This window comes from Salipiger sp. ABN3_019 (genome assembly GCF_056158605.1).
The window spans coordinates 114,570-129,021 of the sequence record NZ_JBSWTP010000003.1 but is presented as its reverse complement, the minus strand read 5'-3'; the positions used below and the strand labels follow the sequence as shown (position 1 = coordinate 129,021).

The window sequence follows — 14,452 nt, the reverse complement described above, 5'->3', positions numbered from 1 at the left end:
GCCCGCCCGCGTTGCGCATAGCTTTGTGACCACAATCAGCCGAGGACCCCAGCCGCCATGACCGATACCGCCCCCCTGCCCCGCGATCTCTACCTCGAAGATATCGCCGTCGGGGATCGGTTCGTCAGCGGCACCCACGCGCTGGATGCGGCGCAGATCAAGGCCTTCGCCGCCGATTACGACCCGCAGCCCTTCCACCTCGACGAAGAGGCGGCCAAGGACAGCCTGTTCGAGGGGCTGGCCGCCAGCGGCTGGCACACGGCGGCGATCACCATGAAGCTCTTCGTCTCGTCAATGCCCTTCGCCAAGGGGCTGATCGGTGCCGGGGTCGAGGTGACATGGCCCAAGCCGACCCGCGCAAACGATGTGCTGCATGTGGAAAGCACGATCACCGAGATCAAACCCTCGCGTTCGCGCCCCGGTCGGGCGATGGTCTCGGTCGAGACGCTGACGCTGAACCAGCACGGCGAGACCCGGCAGCGGCTGCTCTCGCGCATGGTGATGTTCGGGCGCGGCGATCAGGGCTGACCGCCCGCCCGCAGATCACTGCCGCGGCGTGACCCGCTCCAGCGGGTAGCCTGCCGCGGCCCACCCGTCTGTCCCTACGGGCAGCCAGTAAACCTCTGCATATCCTTCGGCCAAGGCGCGTTTGGCCGCGTTCCAGCTCATCCAGCACTCGGCGAGGCAGAAGATCAGCAGCGGATGCGCCGTGTCGCCGCCGGTGACCGCCGCCAGCCCGTCGCGAAAATACTGCGCATCCTCCTCGGCCAAGGCGCCATAACCGGTGTTGGGCAGCCAGACGGCGCCGGGGATGCTGTCGCGCGGCTTGGCCCGCCAGACCGTGCCCTCGGGCAGATTGGCGGGCTTCGGCGGCTGCGGCAGCACATCGACAAAGGCAACCTCTCCCGATTGCCACAAGGCATGTGCTTCATCCGCATCCACCACCTGCGCCCCCGCCAGCGTCTCTGGCACCGGCGCGCGATAGGCCTCCATCCGGTAGCCTTCGGGTTCCGGCACCTGCTGCGCAAACGCCAGCGCTGGCAGCAGTATCAGCACCGCCGCCAGAGCCCTCATTGCGACACCGAGATCACCTGCTCGCCCATGTCCGACACGAGCGGCACCCCAGCCTCGATCAGCAGCGCGTCGATCTCGGCCTGATTGCGGCGGATCAGCGAATTGAGCTGGCGCTGCCAGACCTTCTCGCCCTGCCGCACGCCCATGGTGATGCGATAGAACAGCTTCGGCGCGCCCGCCTCATGGATCAGCGGCACCACCTTCAGCCCCGGATGGTCGCGCTTCACCAGCGGTCCGGCGATCGGCCCCCAGAGCACCGCGGCGTCGATCTCGCCCGCCTCGAGGTCGGTCAGCATGTCGTCCGCCGGGCTGTCATGGCGCCGGTCGACCACCAGCTGATAGGGCCGCGCCTTTCCGATGAGACCATTGCGCGCCATATGGGTGGCGGGCGGCGATCCGGCGATCACCCCCAGCTTCAGCCCCTGCAGCGCCGGGTCCGACAGTTGCGTCACTTCGGCAAGCTCTCCGTCGGCGGGCACCACCAGCACATAGGCCGAGGTCATGTAGTGGTTGGTGTTGAGCACCAGCTCATGGCCCTGCGCGTAGCCCATCACCACGTCGCATTTCCCGGCCTTGAGCGTCTGGCGGATAAAGCCGGTGGCCATGGGAAACCACGTATAGCTGACGGATCGTTCGAGCTTGCTGGCGATCAGCTCGGCCAGCTTGTTCTCATAGCCCGATCCGTCCTCCGTCGACATCGGATCATTGGCGGGATCGGCGCAGACCCTCAGATGCGTCTTGGAGACGAGATCCGAGGTCTGCGCCGCGCCCGGCCCCGCATGGGAGGCAAGCAGGGCCACCAGCGCCGCGATGAGGATGCGGCGCTTTTCCTCAGCCCATGCAGGCATCTTCCATCTCGGTGAAAGTGTCACTCTTGGGCTCCTTCTTGGCAGGACGGCCACGGTCGATCGCGCCCGAGCCATGCGCCTTGAGATATGTGTAAATGTCGTCGAGGTAGCACATCACGTTAGGGTTGGTGCCGAAGGCGGGCATCACCGAGTTTTCGGCCGCGCCGACCTTTTTGCGCCCGTTCACCACCACATCGACGAAATCGTAGTAATCCATCTCGACCGCCGAGTTCTTCAGCGCCGGCGCATAGGTCGAGCCCTCGCCATCGGGGCCGTGGCAGACATGGCATTCGGCGTGATAGCGGCGGAACCCCGAGAAGGTCGGCCAGTCCACCGTGCCATCCTCGGTGATGTTGAAGGTCGGAATGCCATCCTCGGTGTAATAGCGGCCACCTTCCTCGTAATCGACGGCGATATTGGGATCGTCCATCGAGACGTTGGCGGCATTGAGCGCCCCCGCCATCAGGAAGGCCGCAAGCAGGCCAGCGGCGGCAAGGAGGGTAAGCTTTGGGGTCATGGCATAAGGGTCCTGAAACTGTCTTTCGGAGGGATGCGCCGGCGAAAGCCTTGCTCTCGCCGGCGCCCTTCACGGCTGCGGATCACTCGGGCAGAGCAAAGACCGTCAGCTGGCCGCCAAGCGCGGTGTAGTCGGACAGGGCCGAATAGCCGCCGACCGCGCCGAGACCGTCGTTGGGGTTGGTCAGCCCCGCGGCAAGACCGATGCCGGCCCAGCCCCCGACACCCGACAGGATGCCGAGGTACTGCTTGCCGCCATGCTCGTAGGTCATCACGTTGCCGATGATCCCCGAGGGCGTCTTGAAGCGATAGAGCTCGTCGCCGGTCTCTGAATCGACCGCCTTCAGGTAGCCCTCGAGCGTGCCATAGAAGACCACGTCACCCGCGGTCGCCAGAGCGCCCGACCAGACCGAGAACTGCTCGGGGATAGACCATTTGATCTCGCCCGCGATATTGTCCCACGCGATGAAGTTGCCCATGCCGCCGTGGCTTTCGGGCGCCGGATACATCGCCAGCGTCGCGCCCACATAGGGCTGACCGGCGGTGTAGCTCACGCGGAACGGCTCGTAGTCCATGCAGACGTGGTTGGTCGGCACATAGAACAGTTCGGTCTTCGGCGAATAAGACGCCGGCTGCTGGTCCTTGGTGCCAAGCGCCGCCGGACAGATGCCGGTCGAGTTCACATCCTCGCCGTTCTGCTCGGTGGAATACTCGGCCACCACCGCCGGACGACCATAGGTCTCGGAGCCCGGGTCCATGTCGACGCCGGTGGTCCAGTTCACCGCCGGGTCGTATTTCTCGGCCACCAGAAGCTCGCCGCTGACCCGGTCCATCGTATAGGCCAGACCGTTGCGATCGAAGTGGGTCAGCAGCTTGCGCGCCTCGCCGTCGATCTCCTGATCCGTGAGGATCATCTCGTTGACGCCGTCGAAGTCCCACTCATCATGCGGGGTCATCTGGTAGACCCATTTGGCCATGCCGTCGTCGGGGTCACGCGCCATCACGGTCATCGACCAGCGGTTGTCGCCCGGGCGCTGTGCCGGGTTCCAGGTCGAGGGGTTGCCGGTGCCGTAGTAGATCAGGTCGGCCTCGGGGTCATAGGAATACCAGCCCCAAGTGGTGCCGCCGCCGATCATCCACTGATCGCCTTCCCATGTGTTGGTGCCCGAATCCGCGCCCACCGGCTCGCCCAGATGCGTGGTGTTCTCCGGGTCCATCAGGATGTCGCTGTCCGGTCCCATCGACCAGGCGCGCCATTCCTGCTCGCCGGTCTCCATGTTGTAGGCCGTGACATGGCCGCGCACGCCGAACTCACCGCCCGAGATGCCGACGATGACCTTGTCCTTGACCGGCAGAACCGTCGCGGTGTTGGTCTCGCCTTTCGACGGATCGCCATTCACCACTTCCCAAAGCACTTCGCCGGTCTCGGCACTCAGCGCCACGACCTTGGTGTCGGCCTGATGCAGGAAGATCTTGCCATCGGCATAGGCGACACCGCGGTTCACCGTGTCGCAGCACATCACCGGAATGACGTCCGGATCCTGCTTCGGCTCATAGCGCCATTTGATCTTGCCGTCTTCGTTGAGATCGAGCGCATAGACGATGTTCGGGAACGGTGTGTGCACGAACATCGTGTCCCCGACCACCAGCGGCGAGCCCTCATGGCCGCGCAGCACACCGGTCGAGAAGGTCCATGCCACCTGCAGGTCGCCCACGTTCTCCTTGTTGATCTTGTCCAGCTCGGAATAGCGCTGGTTTGCGTAATCGCCCGTCTGGATCGCCCATTGCGCGGGATTGTCCATCTGGGTCATGAGGTCGTCATTCGCCATCGCCATGGACGCGGCGCATAGGGCCACGCCAGACGTCAGTAGCAGCCGTCTCTTCATTTCCTTCTCCCTTGGTATGGCGGCGGGTGCCGCCTCGTTGTCCCGCGGGGTCCGCCTTGCGGCGACAGAGACCTCGTGGGCTCATCCGGGTTTGGCGATCCTCCTCCCGCCGCCCCCGGACATTCGAATACCGGTTACGAGCCGCCCTCCGCGCTGAAGGTCGACAGGTAGGCAATCACATTGGTGCGCTCGTCTTCCTTGCGCAGCCCGGCAAAGGACATCTTGGTGCCCTTGGCGTAATCCCGCGGCTTCTCGAGAAAGGCCGCCAGTTCCTCGGCGGTCCAGCTGCCCTTCTCGGCGGCCAGCTCGGTCAGCGCGTCGGAATAGTCAAAGCCCTCTTCCGCCGCGATCTCGCGGCCGATGATGCCGTTCAGCGTTGGGCCCACGCGGTTCTGTGCATCAGCGCCAACCATGTGACAGGCCTTGCACTTGCGAAACACCTTCTCGCCCGCGTCGGCGTCGCCCTCTACATCGGCAAGCGCGGCGCCCCCCGAAAGCGTCACCATCAGCGCGGCTGCGAGCAGTCTTTGAAACATGCCTTGTCTCCTCCTTCTGGGCCGGGGCTCAGGCAAGCCGGGCCGCATGCCAAGCGACGTGGTCGCCGGCGAATGTGTTCACGAAAAAATACGAATGGTCGTAGCCGGGCTGCATCCGCAGCACCCCCGGCTGACGCCGCTTTGTCATCGCCCCGGCCAGCGCCTCGGGCTTCAGCAGGTCGAGGAACTGGTCGCGCGCGCCCTGATCCACGAGGATCTCTCCCTTCCAGCCGCGCTCCTCCATCAGCAGCGTGGAATCATGCCCCGCCCAACATCCCTCGTCGTCGCCGAGATAGGCCGAGAGCTGTTTGCGCCCCCAGTCCGACTGGGTGGGATGGGCAATCGGCGCGAAGGCCGACAGGCTGTCGTAGAGATCGGGGTTGCGCATCGCCAGCGTCAGCGCGCCATGCCCGCCCATGGAATGGCCGGTGATGCCATGGCGCGCGCCGATCCCCTCCATGGCAGACACGAGCCCGCGCAGCTCGTCGGTGATATAATCGTACATGCGGTAATGCGGCTTCCACGGCTCGCGCTTGGCGTTGACGTAGAACCCGGCGCCCTGCCCCAGATCATAGGCCTCGTCATCGGCCACCTGCGGCCCGCGCGGCGAGGTGTCGGGAAACACCACCGCCAGCCCGTGCAGCGCGGCATGCTCCTGAAAACCGCCCTTGGTCATCGCGTTTTCATGCGTGCAGGTCAGCCCCGAGAGATACCACAGCACCGGCACCGGTCCGGCCTCGGCCTGCGGCGGCAGATAGACCGCGAAGGTCATGTCGCAGCCGCAGGCCTCCGAGCCGTGCCGGTAGACGGTCTGCCGCCCGCCGAAGCTGATGTTTTCCGCCACAACCTCCATATCTCAGAACTCGACCACCGCGCGGATGGATTTGCCCTCGTGCATGAGATCGAAGCCGTGGTTGATCTCTTCGAGCTTGAGTTTGTGGGTGATCATCGGGTCGATCTCGATCTTGCCGTCCATGTACCAGTCGACGAATTTCGGCACATCGGTGCGGCCCTTGGCGCCGCCAAACGCCGTGCCCTTCCAGACCCGGCCGGTGACCAGCTGGAACGGGCGGGTGCTGATCTCGGCCCCGGCCGGTGCCACGCCGATGATCACCGACACGCCCCAGCCGCGGTGCGAGCATTCCAGCGCGTCGCGCATCACCTTGACGTTGCCAGTGGCGTCGAAGCTGTAATCGACGCCGCCGATCTGATCCGCGCCGCGCTTGGTCAGATCGACGATGGCCTGCACCGTGCTGTCGACCTTCGACGGGTTCACGAAATGGGTCATGCCGAACTTGCGGGCCATCTCGGCCTTGGAGTCGTTGAGATCCACGCCGATGATCATATCGGCCCCGGCCATGCGCAGGCCCTGGATGACATTGAGACCGATACCGCCGAGGCCGAACACCGCCGCCGTCGCGCCGATCTCAACCCCCGCCGTGTTGATCACCGCGCCGATGCCGGTGGTGACGCCGCAGCCGATGTAGCAGATCTTGTCGAAGGGCGCGTCGTCACGCACCTTGGCGAGCGCGATCTCCGGCATCACCGTGTGGTTGGCGAAGGTCGAGCAGCCCATGTAGTGATGGATCGGCGTGCCATCGAGCATCTTGAAGCGGGTGGTGCCATCGGGCATCAGCCCCTGCCCTTGGGTGTTGCGGATCGCGGTGCAGAGGTTTGTCTTGCCCGACAGGCACGAGGGGCACTCGCGGCACTCAGGGGTATAAAGCGGAATGACGTGATCGCCGGGCTTCAGCGTGGTGACGCCCTCACCCACTTCCAGCACCACACCGGCGCCCTCATGGCCAAGAATGGCCGGGAAGATGCCCTCGGGGTCGGCACCAGACCGGGTGAACTCATCGGTGTGGCAAAGCCCGGTGGCCTTGATCTCCACGAGCACCTCTCCGGCCTTCGGGCCGTCAAGTTCCACCTCCATGATCTCGAGCGGTTTGCCGGCTTCCAGCGCCACGGCTGCACGGGTTCTCATGCAGTCCTCCTCCTGAGTGAAAATCCTTGCACATCGGGTCCCGAGACGGGTCCCGCGGTTGAGGCGAGTATGGGTGCGCCGTTGCATACCCAACAATACCGCCAATGGTGGGTATTCCCCGCAGGGCCTTGAAAGCGCAGCCTGCAAGCGGGCAAAATGCGGCCCCGCAGGCAGGAGGAAGACCATGATCAGACAGGGAATGTTCCGGGGAGGTCTCGCGCTCGCCGCCGCGCTCACACTGGCCGGACCGGCGGCGCAGGCGGCAGATTTCTCCGATCCCACATGGCCCTGCGTGCAGCGCAAGGTCGAGCGGCTGTCGGCGGGGCTGATGTGGCCGCAGCCGCTGCCCGAAACCGGCCCCGAAGGCGCCTCTGGTGCCGCCGCCGATGAGCTCGCCGAGCTGCTGGCGCTGCGCCGCGTGGACCTCGACACCGCGCGCACCGAGGTCGCCGCCTTTGCCGAAACCGAGGGACGCGACATGGCGCTGATGGGGGCGGTCTTTGGCGAGGTCTTCGACCGGCTTGCCGCGCGCCGCACACGGATCCTCGACGGCATCGGGAAATTTTCCCTCAGCCAGATCGCGCTGTCGGAAAAGATCGACGCCGCCCGCGCCGAGATGGAGGCGCAGATGGCCATGGCCGACCCCGATTTCGACCGGGTCGACGCGCTGGAGGAACAGATCGACTGGGACCAGCGCATCTTCACCGACCGCCAGCACACGATCACCTACCTGTGCGAGACGCCGCAACTGCTGGAAAAGCGCCTCTATGCCATCGCCCAGATCCTCGCCGAGGCCGGGCGCGAGGGCGGCTGACCCCGGCCACTGACCGAGGACCACAAACTCAGCCCGCTTGCCCCGCGCCGCGCCGCTGGAGGGATCAGGACGCCTCCGGCGGGCGTATTTTCAAAGAGAAGAAGGGGCAGAAGGGACGGTCCCCCTGCTTCTTCTCTTTAAAAATACGCAGCCTTCCGCTGGCGCTGCGGGGGCGGGTCTCGGGGCGGATTTATTCCCATTCCAGCTCGGTAAAGGCCTGCGTGGCGTTGCGCGGGTTGAACGCCTCGAAAAGCTGCCACTGCCCGGCCTCGCCCTGCGCCACATGCGCGATGGCCTCCGACAGCCGCTCACCGGCGGCGATGGCGGCGGCGGTCTCTTCGGCCAGCACGCTCAGGTAGCGTTGCACCGGCGCGGCGCCCTGCGGCCAGTCCAGCACCGGCCCGCCGTGCCCCGGCACCACACGCTGCGCGTCGATCTTCGCCATCTCGCCGAGCGCCGCCTGCCAGCCCCGCAGGTTGCCGTCGAGCGCGGGCACATGCGCGTCGAACAGCAGATCCCCCGCGAACAACGTGCCGCTCTGCCGGTCGAGCACCGTCAGATCGGTGCTGCTGTGCGCCGCAGGCCAGGCGCGCAGCTCCAGCACCCGCCCGCCGAGGTCGATCTCGAGCCGCGCGTTCACGCCGCGGGTCACCTGCGGCGGCGTCGTGCCGAGAAAGCGCTCCGCCCCGATCTGCCGGGCGAAGCTTTCCAGGTAGCCCGCCTGCCGCTCCACCAGCGCCCGCGGCAGCCCGGCATGGCCGATGACCTCGGCCCCCGCCGCCTCGAACACCCGCGCGCCCAGCACGTGATCGGGGTGCACATGGGTCAGCAGCAGGTAGCGCACCGGCAGGTCCGTGCGGGCGCGGATGGCGCGCCAGAGCGCCTCGCCCATCCAGGCCGCCGACCCGCTGTCGATCACCGCCACCGCGCCTTGGCCGACGACAAAGCCGAGGTTCGACGCGTCGCCGCCGTTCTGCGCATCGGGCTCGGCCACCGCGCCGCGGTGCACGAAGACCCCCGGCGCCACCTCGCGCACGTCAAGCGCCGGACCGGCGGCGCGGCAGATCGCGCTCGCCACCGGGCGGGCCGCCAGCGCGTCCTTGCAGGCGGCCATGCTGGCGCTCTCATAGCCCGGCACCAGCGCATCGCGGCAGGGCTCGCCCGCCAGCGCCGCGCAGATCATCACCACCGCTTCGAACATCTCGCGTCCTCCTGCGCCGAGCCTCGCGCCGCCGCGCCCGCCGATCCATACCGACCATGCGCTCGGTACCCGTGCGGACCGTCGTCAGGCACACTGCCCGCAGACACCCCGGATCGGAGACAGGAGGAGAGCATGGAGCCCAAGACCCTTGCGGCCCCGCTGCTGGCGCTGCTGATCGGCGGCGCGGCGATGGCCGCCGACGCGCCCAACCCACTGGCAGAGAGCGCCACGTGGCGGGACCTGCGCGCGGATGTCACTGGCGCGTCAGAGATCGCGCCCGCAGGCAGCCTCTTTACCGTCGAGGCGCCGTATCGCGCCGAAGATGCCGCCACCGTGCCGGTGCATATCGTGCAGACCGACGCCGCCGCCACGATCACCGGCGCCACCGTGGTGGTTGACGAGAACCCCGCGCCGGTCGCCGGAACCTTCAGCTTCGGCGCCGCGATGGCACCGCTCGATTTCGAGCTGCGGGTGCGGGTGAACCAATATTCCAACGTGCGGGTGATCGCCGAGACGCCGGAAGGGCTGCGCATGGACGGGCGCTTCGTCAAAGCCTCGGGCGGCTGTTCGGCCCCGGCCACCAAAGCGCCCGCAGCGGCGCTGGCGACCATGGGGCAGATGAAGCTGCGGCTCTTCGGGGCGGCGCAGCCGGAACAGCAAACCGGGCAGCAACCCGCGCAGTCGGTGGCGCGGCGCGAGGCGCAGATCCAGATCCGCCATCCCAATTACTCGGGGCTGCAGCGCGACCAGATCACCCAGCTTTTCGTTCCCGCGCATTTCATCGACCATCTCGAGGTCTGGCAGGGCGAGGAGCAGCTTTTCGCGATGGACGGCGGCATCTCGATCTCAGAAAACCCCACGTTCCGCTTTGCCTATGCCGACAATGGCACCGAGGCGCTGACGGTGAAGGCCCGCGATACCGAGGGCAATGAGTTCGAGCAGGTGCTGCCGAAAGCGGGCGGCTGAGCCCGCCGCCCAAACGATCCCCCCGCCGCCCATGGGCAGCGAGGGGCGCGCCAAGCCCCGTCGCGCAGCAAGAAACAAGGGCTCAACCTGAAGACTTCAGAAAAAGCACACCACCTCGGCCTCGGCCTGCGCCCGGCGCAGATCGGCGACGATGGCGTTGGCCGCGGCAGAGCCGTTGAACACCGCCATGCGCTCGCCCCCGGTGAGACGCATGGAGAGCACGGTTTCGGCCTCGACGTATTTCTCATAGGGCAGGATCGACGCGATCTCGTCGATCGAGCAGGCGCATTGCCGCAGCACCTGACGGCTCTGACCGTTGCTGGCCATGCAGCCAAAGACATAATCGGCCCGCGCCTCGGTGGGGTAATCATTGAGCCGCTCGGCCACACCCTGCGCTGAAGCCAGCCCCGGACCGCAGAGCAGCGCGCCAAGCGCCAACGCAGACAGGCGCTGCCGGATCATTCCGCCATCGTCCCGGCAAAGCGCAGCTCTGAGCGGTAGCCGCCCGCCGCCCCTTCGCCATCCGGTGCCTCGGCGGTAAAGCTGAGATACCAGCCCGGCACCGCCTCGGACATGGTCACCCGCAGTTCCAGATCGCCAAAGCCCTGCATCCGGCCCGCGTTGGGATCATCGGCGAAGGGCCGCAGGGTGATGGTGCGCGTCGGCACTGTCGCGCCGTCAAAGCTTGCCTCGCCCATGTCGATCTGCGCCGGCTCCACCAGCGCCTCTTTCACCCGGTTGCGGATGTAATAGGGCGAGCCGCCAGCGGTCTCGGCCATGTCGCGGATCACCGTCTCGTAGAAATACATGATCATCGGATTGCCGACGCTGGCCGGAAAACTGCCGAGATTGCGGTGCTTGCCGCCTTGCTCGAACTGCAGATTGGCGAGCGGCGCGGCGCCGCTTTCGTCGATCGACAGCGCGATCTGGCCGCTGTCGCGCTCTGCCGCCTCGGGCTTGGCGCTGTTGCTGACCGCGCGGGTGTAGCGCAGCACCGAGGCGCGGCTCACATCGTCGAGCGTGCCCTCTTTGAAGAGCAGCGCGTAGGTCTGTTCCGCCTCGGTCGTCGCCGCACCCGCAGGCAGCGCCAGCGCCGCCATGACGGCAATCAGGGCCATTCTCTTGCGCATCGGTCAGACTCCTCCCTGTTATCTCCCACGCGCCAGCCTATCCCCCCTGCCCTGCCTGTCATTGCCGACTTTTGTCGGTGCTAAGGTGGGTGCTGAGCTGGATACTGGTTGGCCCCCCTACCCTTCCGGCGCCTGCCAGCGGGTCTTCCATTCGATGAGTGCGCGCAGCCGCGACAGCTGCACCGGCTTGGTGAGGATCGAGAACCCCTGCGCCGCGCCCTTCTTGAGCAGCCCGTTGCCGCGGTTGGCGGTGATCATGATGGCGGGCACCTGCGCGCCGCAGGCCCGGCGGACCTCGGCAATCGCTACATCCCCGGTCTCATCCCCGTCGAGCTGGTAATCGGCAAGGATTATGTCGGGCGGCATCCCCATGTCCGCCACATGCACCAACGCCTCTTCGATGCCACGCGCCGCCAGCACGCTGGCCCCCCATTGCTCGAGCTTCTGGCTGAAGGCGAAAAGCACATCGGGGTCGTTCTCGATCAGCAGCACGATGTGATCCATCTGCTGCGGCGTGGCGGTGTCGTTGCGGCAGGGCTCTTCGGGGACGGGCTGCCGCCCTTCGACCACATCCATCTCGATGCTGAACACCGAGCCGACGCCGGGTTTCGAGCGCACCCGCACGTGATGGCCAAGCTGGCGGCAGGTGCGATCGACGATCGACAGGCCCAGCCCCACGCCCGAGCCCAAGGGCACATTGTCGGCGCGGGCGAACTCTTCGAAGATGCGCTTCTGATCCTTGCGGTTGATGCCGATGCCAGTGTCCCAGACCTGCAGCTCGACGCGGGTGCCGCGCCGCCGACAGCCGACCAACACGCGCCCGCCATCGGGGGTGTATTGCAGCGCGTTGACCACGAGGTTCTGGATCGAGCGCAACAGATAGATCGGATCGGAGCGCACAAAGACCATGCTGGGCACCACGTCGAGCCGCACGCCGCGGCGCTGCGCCACCGGGGTCTGATCCTCCCAGACGCTGCGCATCAGGGTGCCGAGGCACAGCTCGGAGGGCGTCAGCGAACGGTCGGCGCTTTCCAGCCGCGAGATGTCGAGCAGCGAATGCAAAAGCTGCTCGGTGGAATTGAACGACCCCTCCAACCGCTCGACCGTGGGCGCAAACCGCGTGCCCGCAACCGCCTCGAGCAATGTGGCGATAAGCAGTTTGGCGGCATTGATCGGCTGCAGCAGATCGTGGCTGGCGGCGGCAAGGAAGCGGGTCTTGGACGACACCGCCGCCTCGGCGCGCTCCTTGGCCAGCCGCAGCTCCTCTTCCACCCGCGCCTTCTGTTCGAACTGCTCGCGCAGCTGCGCGTTGGCGCGGGTCAGCTCGGCGGTGCGCTCGATCACCCGGTTTTCCAGCATCACCGTGGCGCGGGTCTCCAGCGTCACATCCTTCAGCTCCAGCAGCACCCCGCCGTCGGGCAGCCGGTGCGCGTGCAGATCCAGCATCCGCCCCGAGGCATGGCGCAGCCGCCGCCGCAGCCGCCCCTGCCGCTCGAGCCGGTCGAGCCAATGGGCAATGTCATGCTCCGCCGCCTCCGAGATCAGCCCGTATTGCGCCACATAGTCGAGCAGCCGCCCCAGCTCGGTGCCTTTCTGCAGGATCGTATAGGGCAGCCCCAGCAACTGGCGGAACTGCTGGTTGTACATCATCACCTCGCCCTGCGGCGAGAAGGTGCAGACCCCCGAGGTCATATTCTCGAACACCGCCTGAAGGTAATCGGCATGGCGGTCGATCAGGCTTTCCTTCTCCGAGCGGTTGCGCCGCACGATGCGGGTCATCTCGGTGAGCAGCAGCACGAGGTTCTCTTCGCCGGTGCGCTGGAAGTTGACCTGATACCAGCGATCCCCGGTCAGCTCGATCACCAGCGTGACCACCGCGGCGCCCCTGCCCCGCCGCGCCTGCGCCAGCGCGGTCTCGAAACTGCCCTCGACGGTCACCAGATGGCGGCTTTCGGCCATGGCCGAAAGACAGGCGTCGATGCGCAGCCCCGGACGCAGGACCTCGGTGATGTCGGGCAGCAGCGTCTGGAAGATGTCGTTGCACACCTCCAGTCGCCCGCCGGTGAACAGCGCCACCCCGCCGTCCATCGCCGAGAGCGCATCGGCAAGGTTCTTGCGCATCCGCTGGGTGTCGTCGCGGGCGTGGCGCAGCTCGTCGGTGGTGCGCTCCAGATCGCGGGTCTTGGCCCAGACCTGCGCCTGCAGCGCGATGGCCGACTGGAAGGCCCCATAGGCGGTGCTGCCGACCTCATGCTGACGGTTGGCACGGCGCATCAGCGCGTCGATGATCCGGCCCTGCCGGGCAAGCTGGGTCTCGAGCGGCTCTTCGGGGTCGATCATGCCAGCTCACGCCTCCCGGGATCGTAGAAGGCGACGCCGACGAAGGTCTGGTTCACATGCACCCCGCAATGCTGCTCGCCGTAGGTATTGAACCCCAGCACCCGGCGGCGGCGGAAAATCTCGCTGACCGCGGGCGCCAGCTGCTTTTGCTCGATCTCCAGCTTGCGCAGCACGCAATCGAAGCCGAGCACGAAATCCGGCGGCCCGCCCTCGGGCCCGCGGGTGTCGAGCTCTGCCTCCAGCGTCTCGATGATCTCCTTGCCGCGCCCCAGCGTGAGGATCAGCCCATCGTCGATCGCCCCAAGGAAGGACAGCGCGTGACTGTCCGGCACGCTGTGGATCGCGCGCACGTGGTAGTTCATGTTCTGCCGCACCAGCATCGGGTTCTCGGCAAAGACCTGCGGCGACAGCCGGTCCACCGGGCAGCCGACGATGCGCGCATATTCCAGCGCAGCGGGCGCGCCGTTGATCTCGAACACCAGCCGCTCTTCGGGCAGCGCGTGGGTGACCACCACCTGCTGCTCGGTGGGCAGAAAATGGTCGAAGCCGAGCCCTTGGAACTCGAGGTCCGTTTCAACCAGAAGGAGAATAGCCGCATTGCTGTGGAACTGACCGTCATGCAGCACGAAGGTCTCTTCGAAGGCCAGATTATCCCCCGCCGAGCCACCAAAAACCGGCACCTCGCCAAGCGCCGCCTCCAGCGTGGCGACCAGCATCTCCTCTTGCTTGGCCAGCCCGTCGGCAAAGATCAGCGCCAGTCGGTTCCATCCGGCGGTGCGGCGGAACCTCGCGGCGTGGCTGCGCACCTCGCTGGCGATGGCTTTCATCTCGAGCGGCTTCAGCGGCGAGATCAGCATCGAGGCGCAGCGGAAGTGTTCCCGCGGAAAGGCCAGCAGCAGCAGCGCACCGGTCTCATAGCCTTCGGGGGTGATCGTGCCAGCCGTCGTGCAGCCAAACACCGGCACCCCGCCCGAGCCCGCGTCGAGCGCGGCGGCCACCGCATCCGGCGCCAGCCCTTCGGGCAGGAACGCGAGGATGAAGCAGATCTCGGGCAGATCGAGCGCCGCCAGCGCCTCGGTCACGGCGGCGGCGGCCTCGGACTGATGCGAGACCGCGATGCGGATGAAGCGGGGCAACTGGCCGTCGGGCGCCATTCC

The 14,452-nt window shown here is 66.7% G+C and carries 15 protein-coding genes; 3 read left to right on the top strand and 12 right to left on the bottom strand.

Features of this window, described 5'->3' with window-relative positions:
- Window positions 1-57: 57 nt before the first annotated feature.
- Window positions 58-528, top strand: coding sequence for a MaoC family dehydratase (locus ACXAD2_RS03170; RefSeq protein ID WP_475166785.1), 471 nt, complete (start codon window positions 58-60; stop codon window positions 526-528).
- Window positions 529-543: 15 nt separating this feature from the next.
- Here ACXAD2_RS03170 and ACXAD2_RS03165 read toward each other — a convergent pair whose 3' ends face one another.
- The 7 genes from ACXAD2_RS03165 to ACXAD2_RS03135 form a co-directional block, all read right to left on the bottom strand.
- On the bottom strand, window positions 544-1,074 hold the full coding sequence (locus ACXAD2_RS03165) for a PQQ-dependent catabolism-associated CXXCW motif protein (RefSeq protein WP_475166783.1): 531 nt from the start codon (window positions 1,072-1,074) through the stop codon (window positions 544-546).
- On the bottom strand, window positions 1,071-1,922 hold the full coding sequence (locus ACXAD2_RS03160; RefSeq protein ID WP_475166782.1) for a substrate-binding domain-containing protein: 852 nt from the start codon (window positions 1,920-1,922) through the stop codon (window positions 1,071-1,073). Before ACXAD2_RS03160 ends, ACXAD2_RS03165 begins: the two co-directional genes overlap by 4 nt.
- Window positions 1,906-2,439 (bottom strand): c-type cytochrome, methanol metabolism-related, encoded by a 534-nt coding sequence (locus ACXAD2_RS03155; RefSeq protein ID WP_475166780.1) that lies wholly within the window; start codon window positions 2,437-2,439, stop codon window positions 1,906-1,908. The genes ACXAD2_RS03160 and ACXAD2_RS03155 overlap by 17 nt, the downstream gene beginning before the upstream one ends.
- A gap of 82 nt (window positions 2,440-2,521) precedes the next feature.
- Window positions 2,522-4,324 carry a methanol/ethanol family PQQ-dependent dehydrogenase gene (locus ACXAD2_RS03150; RefSeq protein ID WP_475166778.1) on the bottom strand — a complete coding sequence of 601 codons (1,803 nt, stop codon included), beginning with the start codon at window positions 4,322-4,324 and terminating at the stop codon, window positions 2,522-2,524.
- A gap of 134 nt (window positions 4,325-4,458) precedes the next feature.
- On the bottom strand, window positions 4,459-4,860 hold the full coding sequence (locus tag ACXAD2_RS03145) for a c-type cytochrome (protein WP_475166776.1): 402 nt from the start codon (window positions 4,858-4,860) through the stop codon (window positions 4,459-4,461).
- A 28-nt stretch (window positions 4,861-4,888) separates the two neighbouring features.
- On the bottom strand, window positions 4,889-5,713 hold the full coding sequence (gene fghA, locus ACXAD2_RS03140; RefSeq protein WP_475166774.1) for an S-formylglutathione hydrolase: 825 nt from the start codon (window positions 5,711-5,713) through the stop codon (window positions 4,889-4,891).
- 3 nt (window positions 5,714-5,716) lie between these two features.
- Window positions 5,717-6,844, bottom strand: a complete 1,128-nt coding sequence (locus ACXAD2_RS03135) for an S-(hydroxymethyl)glutathione dehydrogenase/class III alcohol dehydrogenase (protein ID WP_475166772.1) — start codon at window positions 6,842-6,844, stop codon at window positions 5,717-5,719.
- A gap of 184 nt (window positions 6,845-7,028) precedes the next feature.
- Between ACXAD2_RS03135 and ACXAD2_RS03130 the strand changes: the two genes are divergently transcribed.
- Window positions 7,029-7,658: a hypothetical protein gene (locus tag ACXAD2_RS03130; protein ID WP_475166769.1), complete on the top strand. Its 630-nt coding sequence runs from the start codon at window positions 7,029-7,031 to the stop codon at window positions 7,656-7,658.
- 190 nt (window positions 7,659-7,848) lie between these two features.
- Here ACXAD2_RS03130 and ACXAD2_RS03125 read toward each other — a convergent pair whose 3' ends face one another.
- On the bottom strand, window positions 7,849-8,859 hold the full coding sequence (locus tag ACXAD2_RS03125; protein ID WP_475166766.1) for a quinoprotein relay system zinc metallohydrolase 2: 1,011 nt from the start codon (window positions 8,857-8,859) through the stop codon (window positions 7,849-7,851).
- A 132-nt stretch (window positions 8,860-8,991) separates the two neighbouring features.
- Here ACXAD2_RS03125 and ACXAD2_RS03120 point away from each other — a divergent pair, with 132 nt between their 5' ends.
- Complete coding sequence (locus ACXAD2_RS03120; RefSeq protein ID WP_475166764.1) at window positions 8,992-9,825, top strand: quinoprotein dehydrogenase-associated SoxYZ-like carrier; 834 nt, start codon at window positions 8,992-8,994, stop codon at window positions 9,823-9,825.
- 96 nt (window positions 9,826-9,921) lie between these two features.
- Here the strand turns inward: ACXAD2_RS03120 and ACXAD2_RS03115 are convergent, their stop codons facing one another.
- The 4 genes from ACXAD2_RS03115 to ACXAD2_RS03100 all read right to left on the bottom strand — a co-directional run bounded on the left by ACXAD2_RS03115 (window position 9,922) and on the right by ACXAD2_RS03100 (window position 14,449).
- Window positions 9,922-10,287 carry a hypothetical protein gene (locus ACXAD2_RS03115; protein ID WP_475166762.1) on the bottom strand — a complete coding sequence of 122 codons (366 nt, stop codon included), beginning with the start codon at window positions 10,285-10,287 and terminating at the stop codon, window positions 9,922-9,924.
- Window positions 10,284-10,955, bottom strand: a complete 672-nt coding sequence (locus tag ACXAD2_RS03110) for a hypothetical protein (protein ID WP_475166759.1) — start codon at window positions 10,953-10,955, stop codon at window positions 10,284-10,286. Before ACXAD2_RS03110 ends, ACXAD2_RS03115 begins: the two co-directional genes overlap by 4 nt.
- Before the next feature lie 117 nt (window positions 10,956-11,072).
- Entirely contained in the window at window positions 11,073-13,295 is a 2,223-nt protein-coding gene (locus ACXAD2_RS03105; RefSeq protein ID WP_475166755.1) for a sensor histidine kinase, read from the bottom strand.
- Entirely contained in the window at window positions 13,292-14,449 is a 1,158-nt protein-coding gene (locus ACXAD2_RS03100) for an FIST N-terminal domain-containing protein (protein ID WP_475166753.1), read from the bottom strand. The genes ACXAD2_RS03105 and ACXAD2_RS03100 overlap by 4 nt, the downstream gene beginning before the upstream one ends.
- Window positions 14,450-14,452 lie beyond the last annotated feature (3 nt).

Coding starts and splice junctions, on each gene's coding strand:
- ACXAD2_RS03135 (WP_475166772.1), bottom strand. CDS start 6,844: ATGAGAACCCGTGCAGCCGTGGCGCTGGAAGCCGGCAAACCGCTCGAG.
- ACXAD2_RS03150 (WP_475166778.1), bottom strand. CDS start 4,324: ATGAAGAGACGGCTGCTACTGACGTCTGGCGTGGCCCTATGCGCCGCG.
- ACXAD2_RS03145 (WP_475166776.1), bottom strand. CDS start 4,860: ATGTTTCAAAGACTGCTCGCAGCCGCGCTGATGGTGACGCTTTCGGGG.
- ACXAD2_RS03120 (WP_475166764.1), top strand. CDS start 8,992: ATGGAGCCCAAGACCCTTGCGGCCCCGCTGCTGGCGCTGCTGATCGGC.
- ACXAD2_RS03165 (WP_475166783.1), bottom strand. CDS start 1,074: ATGAGGGCTCTGGCGGCGGTGCTGATACTGCTGCCAGCGCTGGCGTTT.
- ACXAD2_RS03100 (WP_475166753.1), bottom strand. CDS start 14,449: ATGGCGCCCGACGGCCAGTTGCCCCGCTTCATCCGCATCGCGGTCTCG.
- ACXAD2_RS03130 (WP_475166769.1), top strand. CDS start 7,029: ATGATCAGACAGGGAATGTTCCGGGGAGGTCTCGCGCTCGCCGCCGCG.
- fghA (WP_475166774.1), bottom strand. CDS start 5,713: ATGGAGGTTGTGGCGGAAAACATCAGCTTCGGCGGGCGGCAGACCGTC.
- ACXAD2_RS03115 (WP_475166762.1), bottom strand. CDS start 10,287: ATGATCCGGCAGCGCCTGTCTGCGTTGGCGCTTGGCGCGCTGCTCTGC.
- ACXAD2_RS03125 (WP_475166766.1), bottom strand. CDS start 8,859: ATGTTCGAAGCGGTGGTGATGATCTGCGCGGCGCTGGCGGGCGAGCCC.
- ACXAD2_RS03170 (WP_475166785.1), top strand. CDS start 58: ATGACCGATACCGCCCCCCTGCCCCGCGATCTCTACCTCGAAGATATC.
- ACXAD2_RS03110 (WP_475166759.1), bottom strand. CDS start 10,955: ATGCGCAAGAGAATGGCCCTGATTGCCGTCATGGCGGCGCTGGCGCTG.
- ACXAD2_RS03105 (WP_475166755.1), bottom strand. CDS start 13,295: ATGATCGACCCCGAAGAGCCGCTCGAGACCCAGCTTGCCCGGCAGGGC.
- ACXAD2_RS03160 (WP_475166782.1), bottom strand. CDS start 1,922: ATGCCTGCATGGGCTGAGGAAAAGCGCCGCATCCTCATCGCGGCGCTG.
- ACXAD2_RS03155 (WP_475166780.1), bottom strand. CDS start 2,439: ATGACCCCAAAGCTTACCCTCCTTGCCGCCGCTGGCCTGCTTGCGGCC.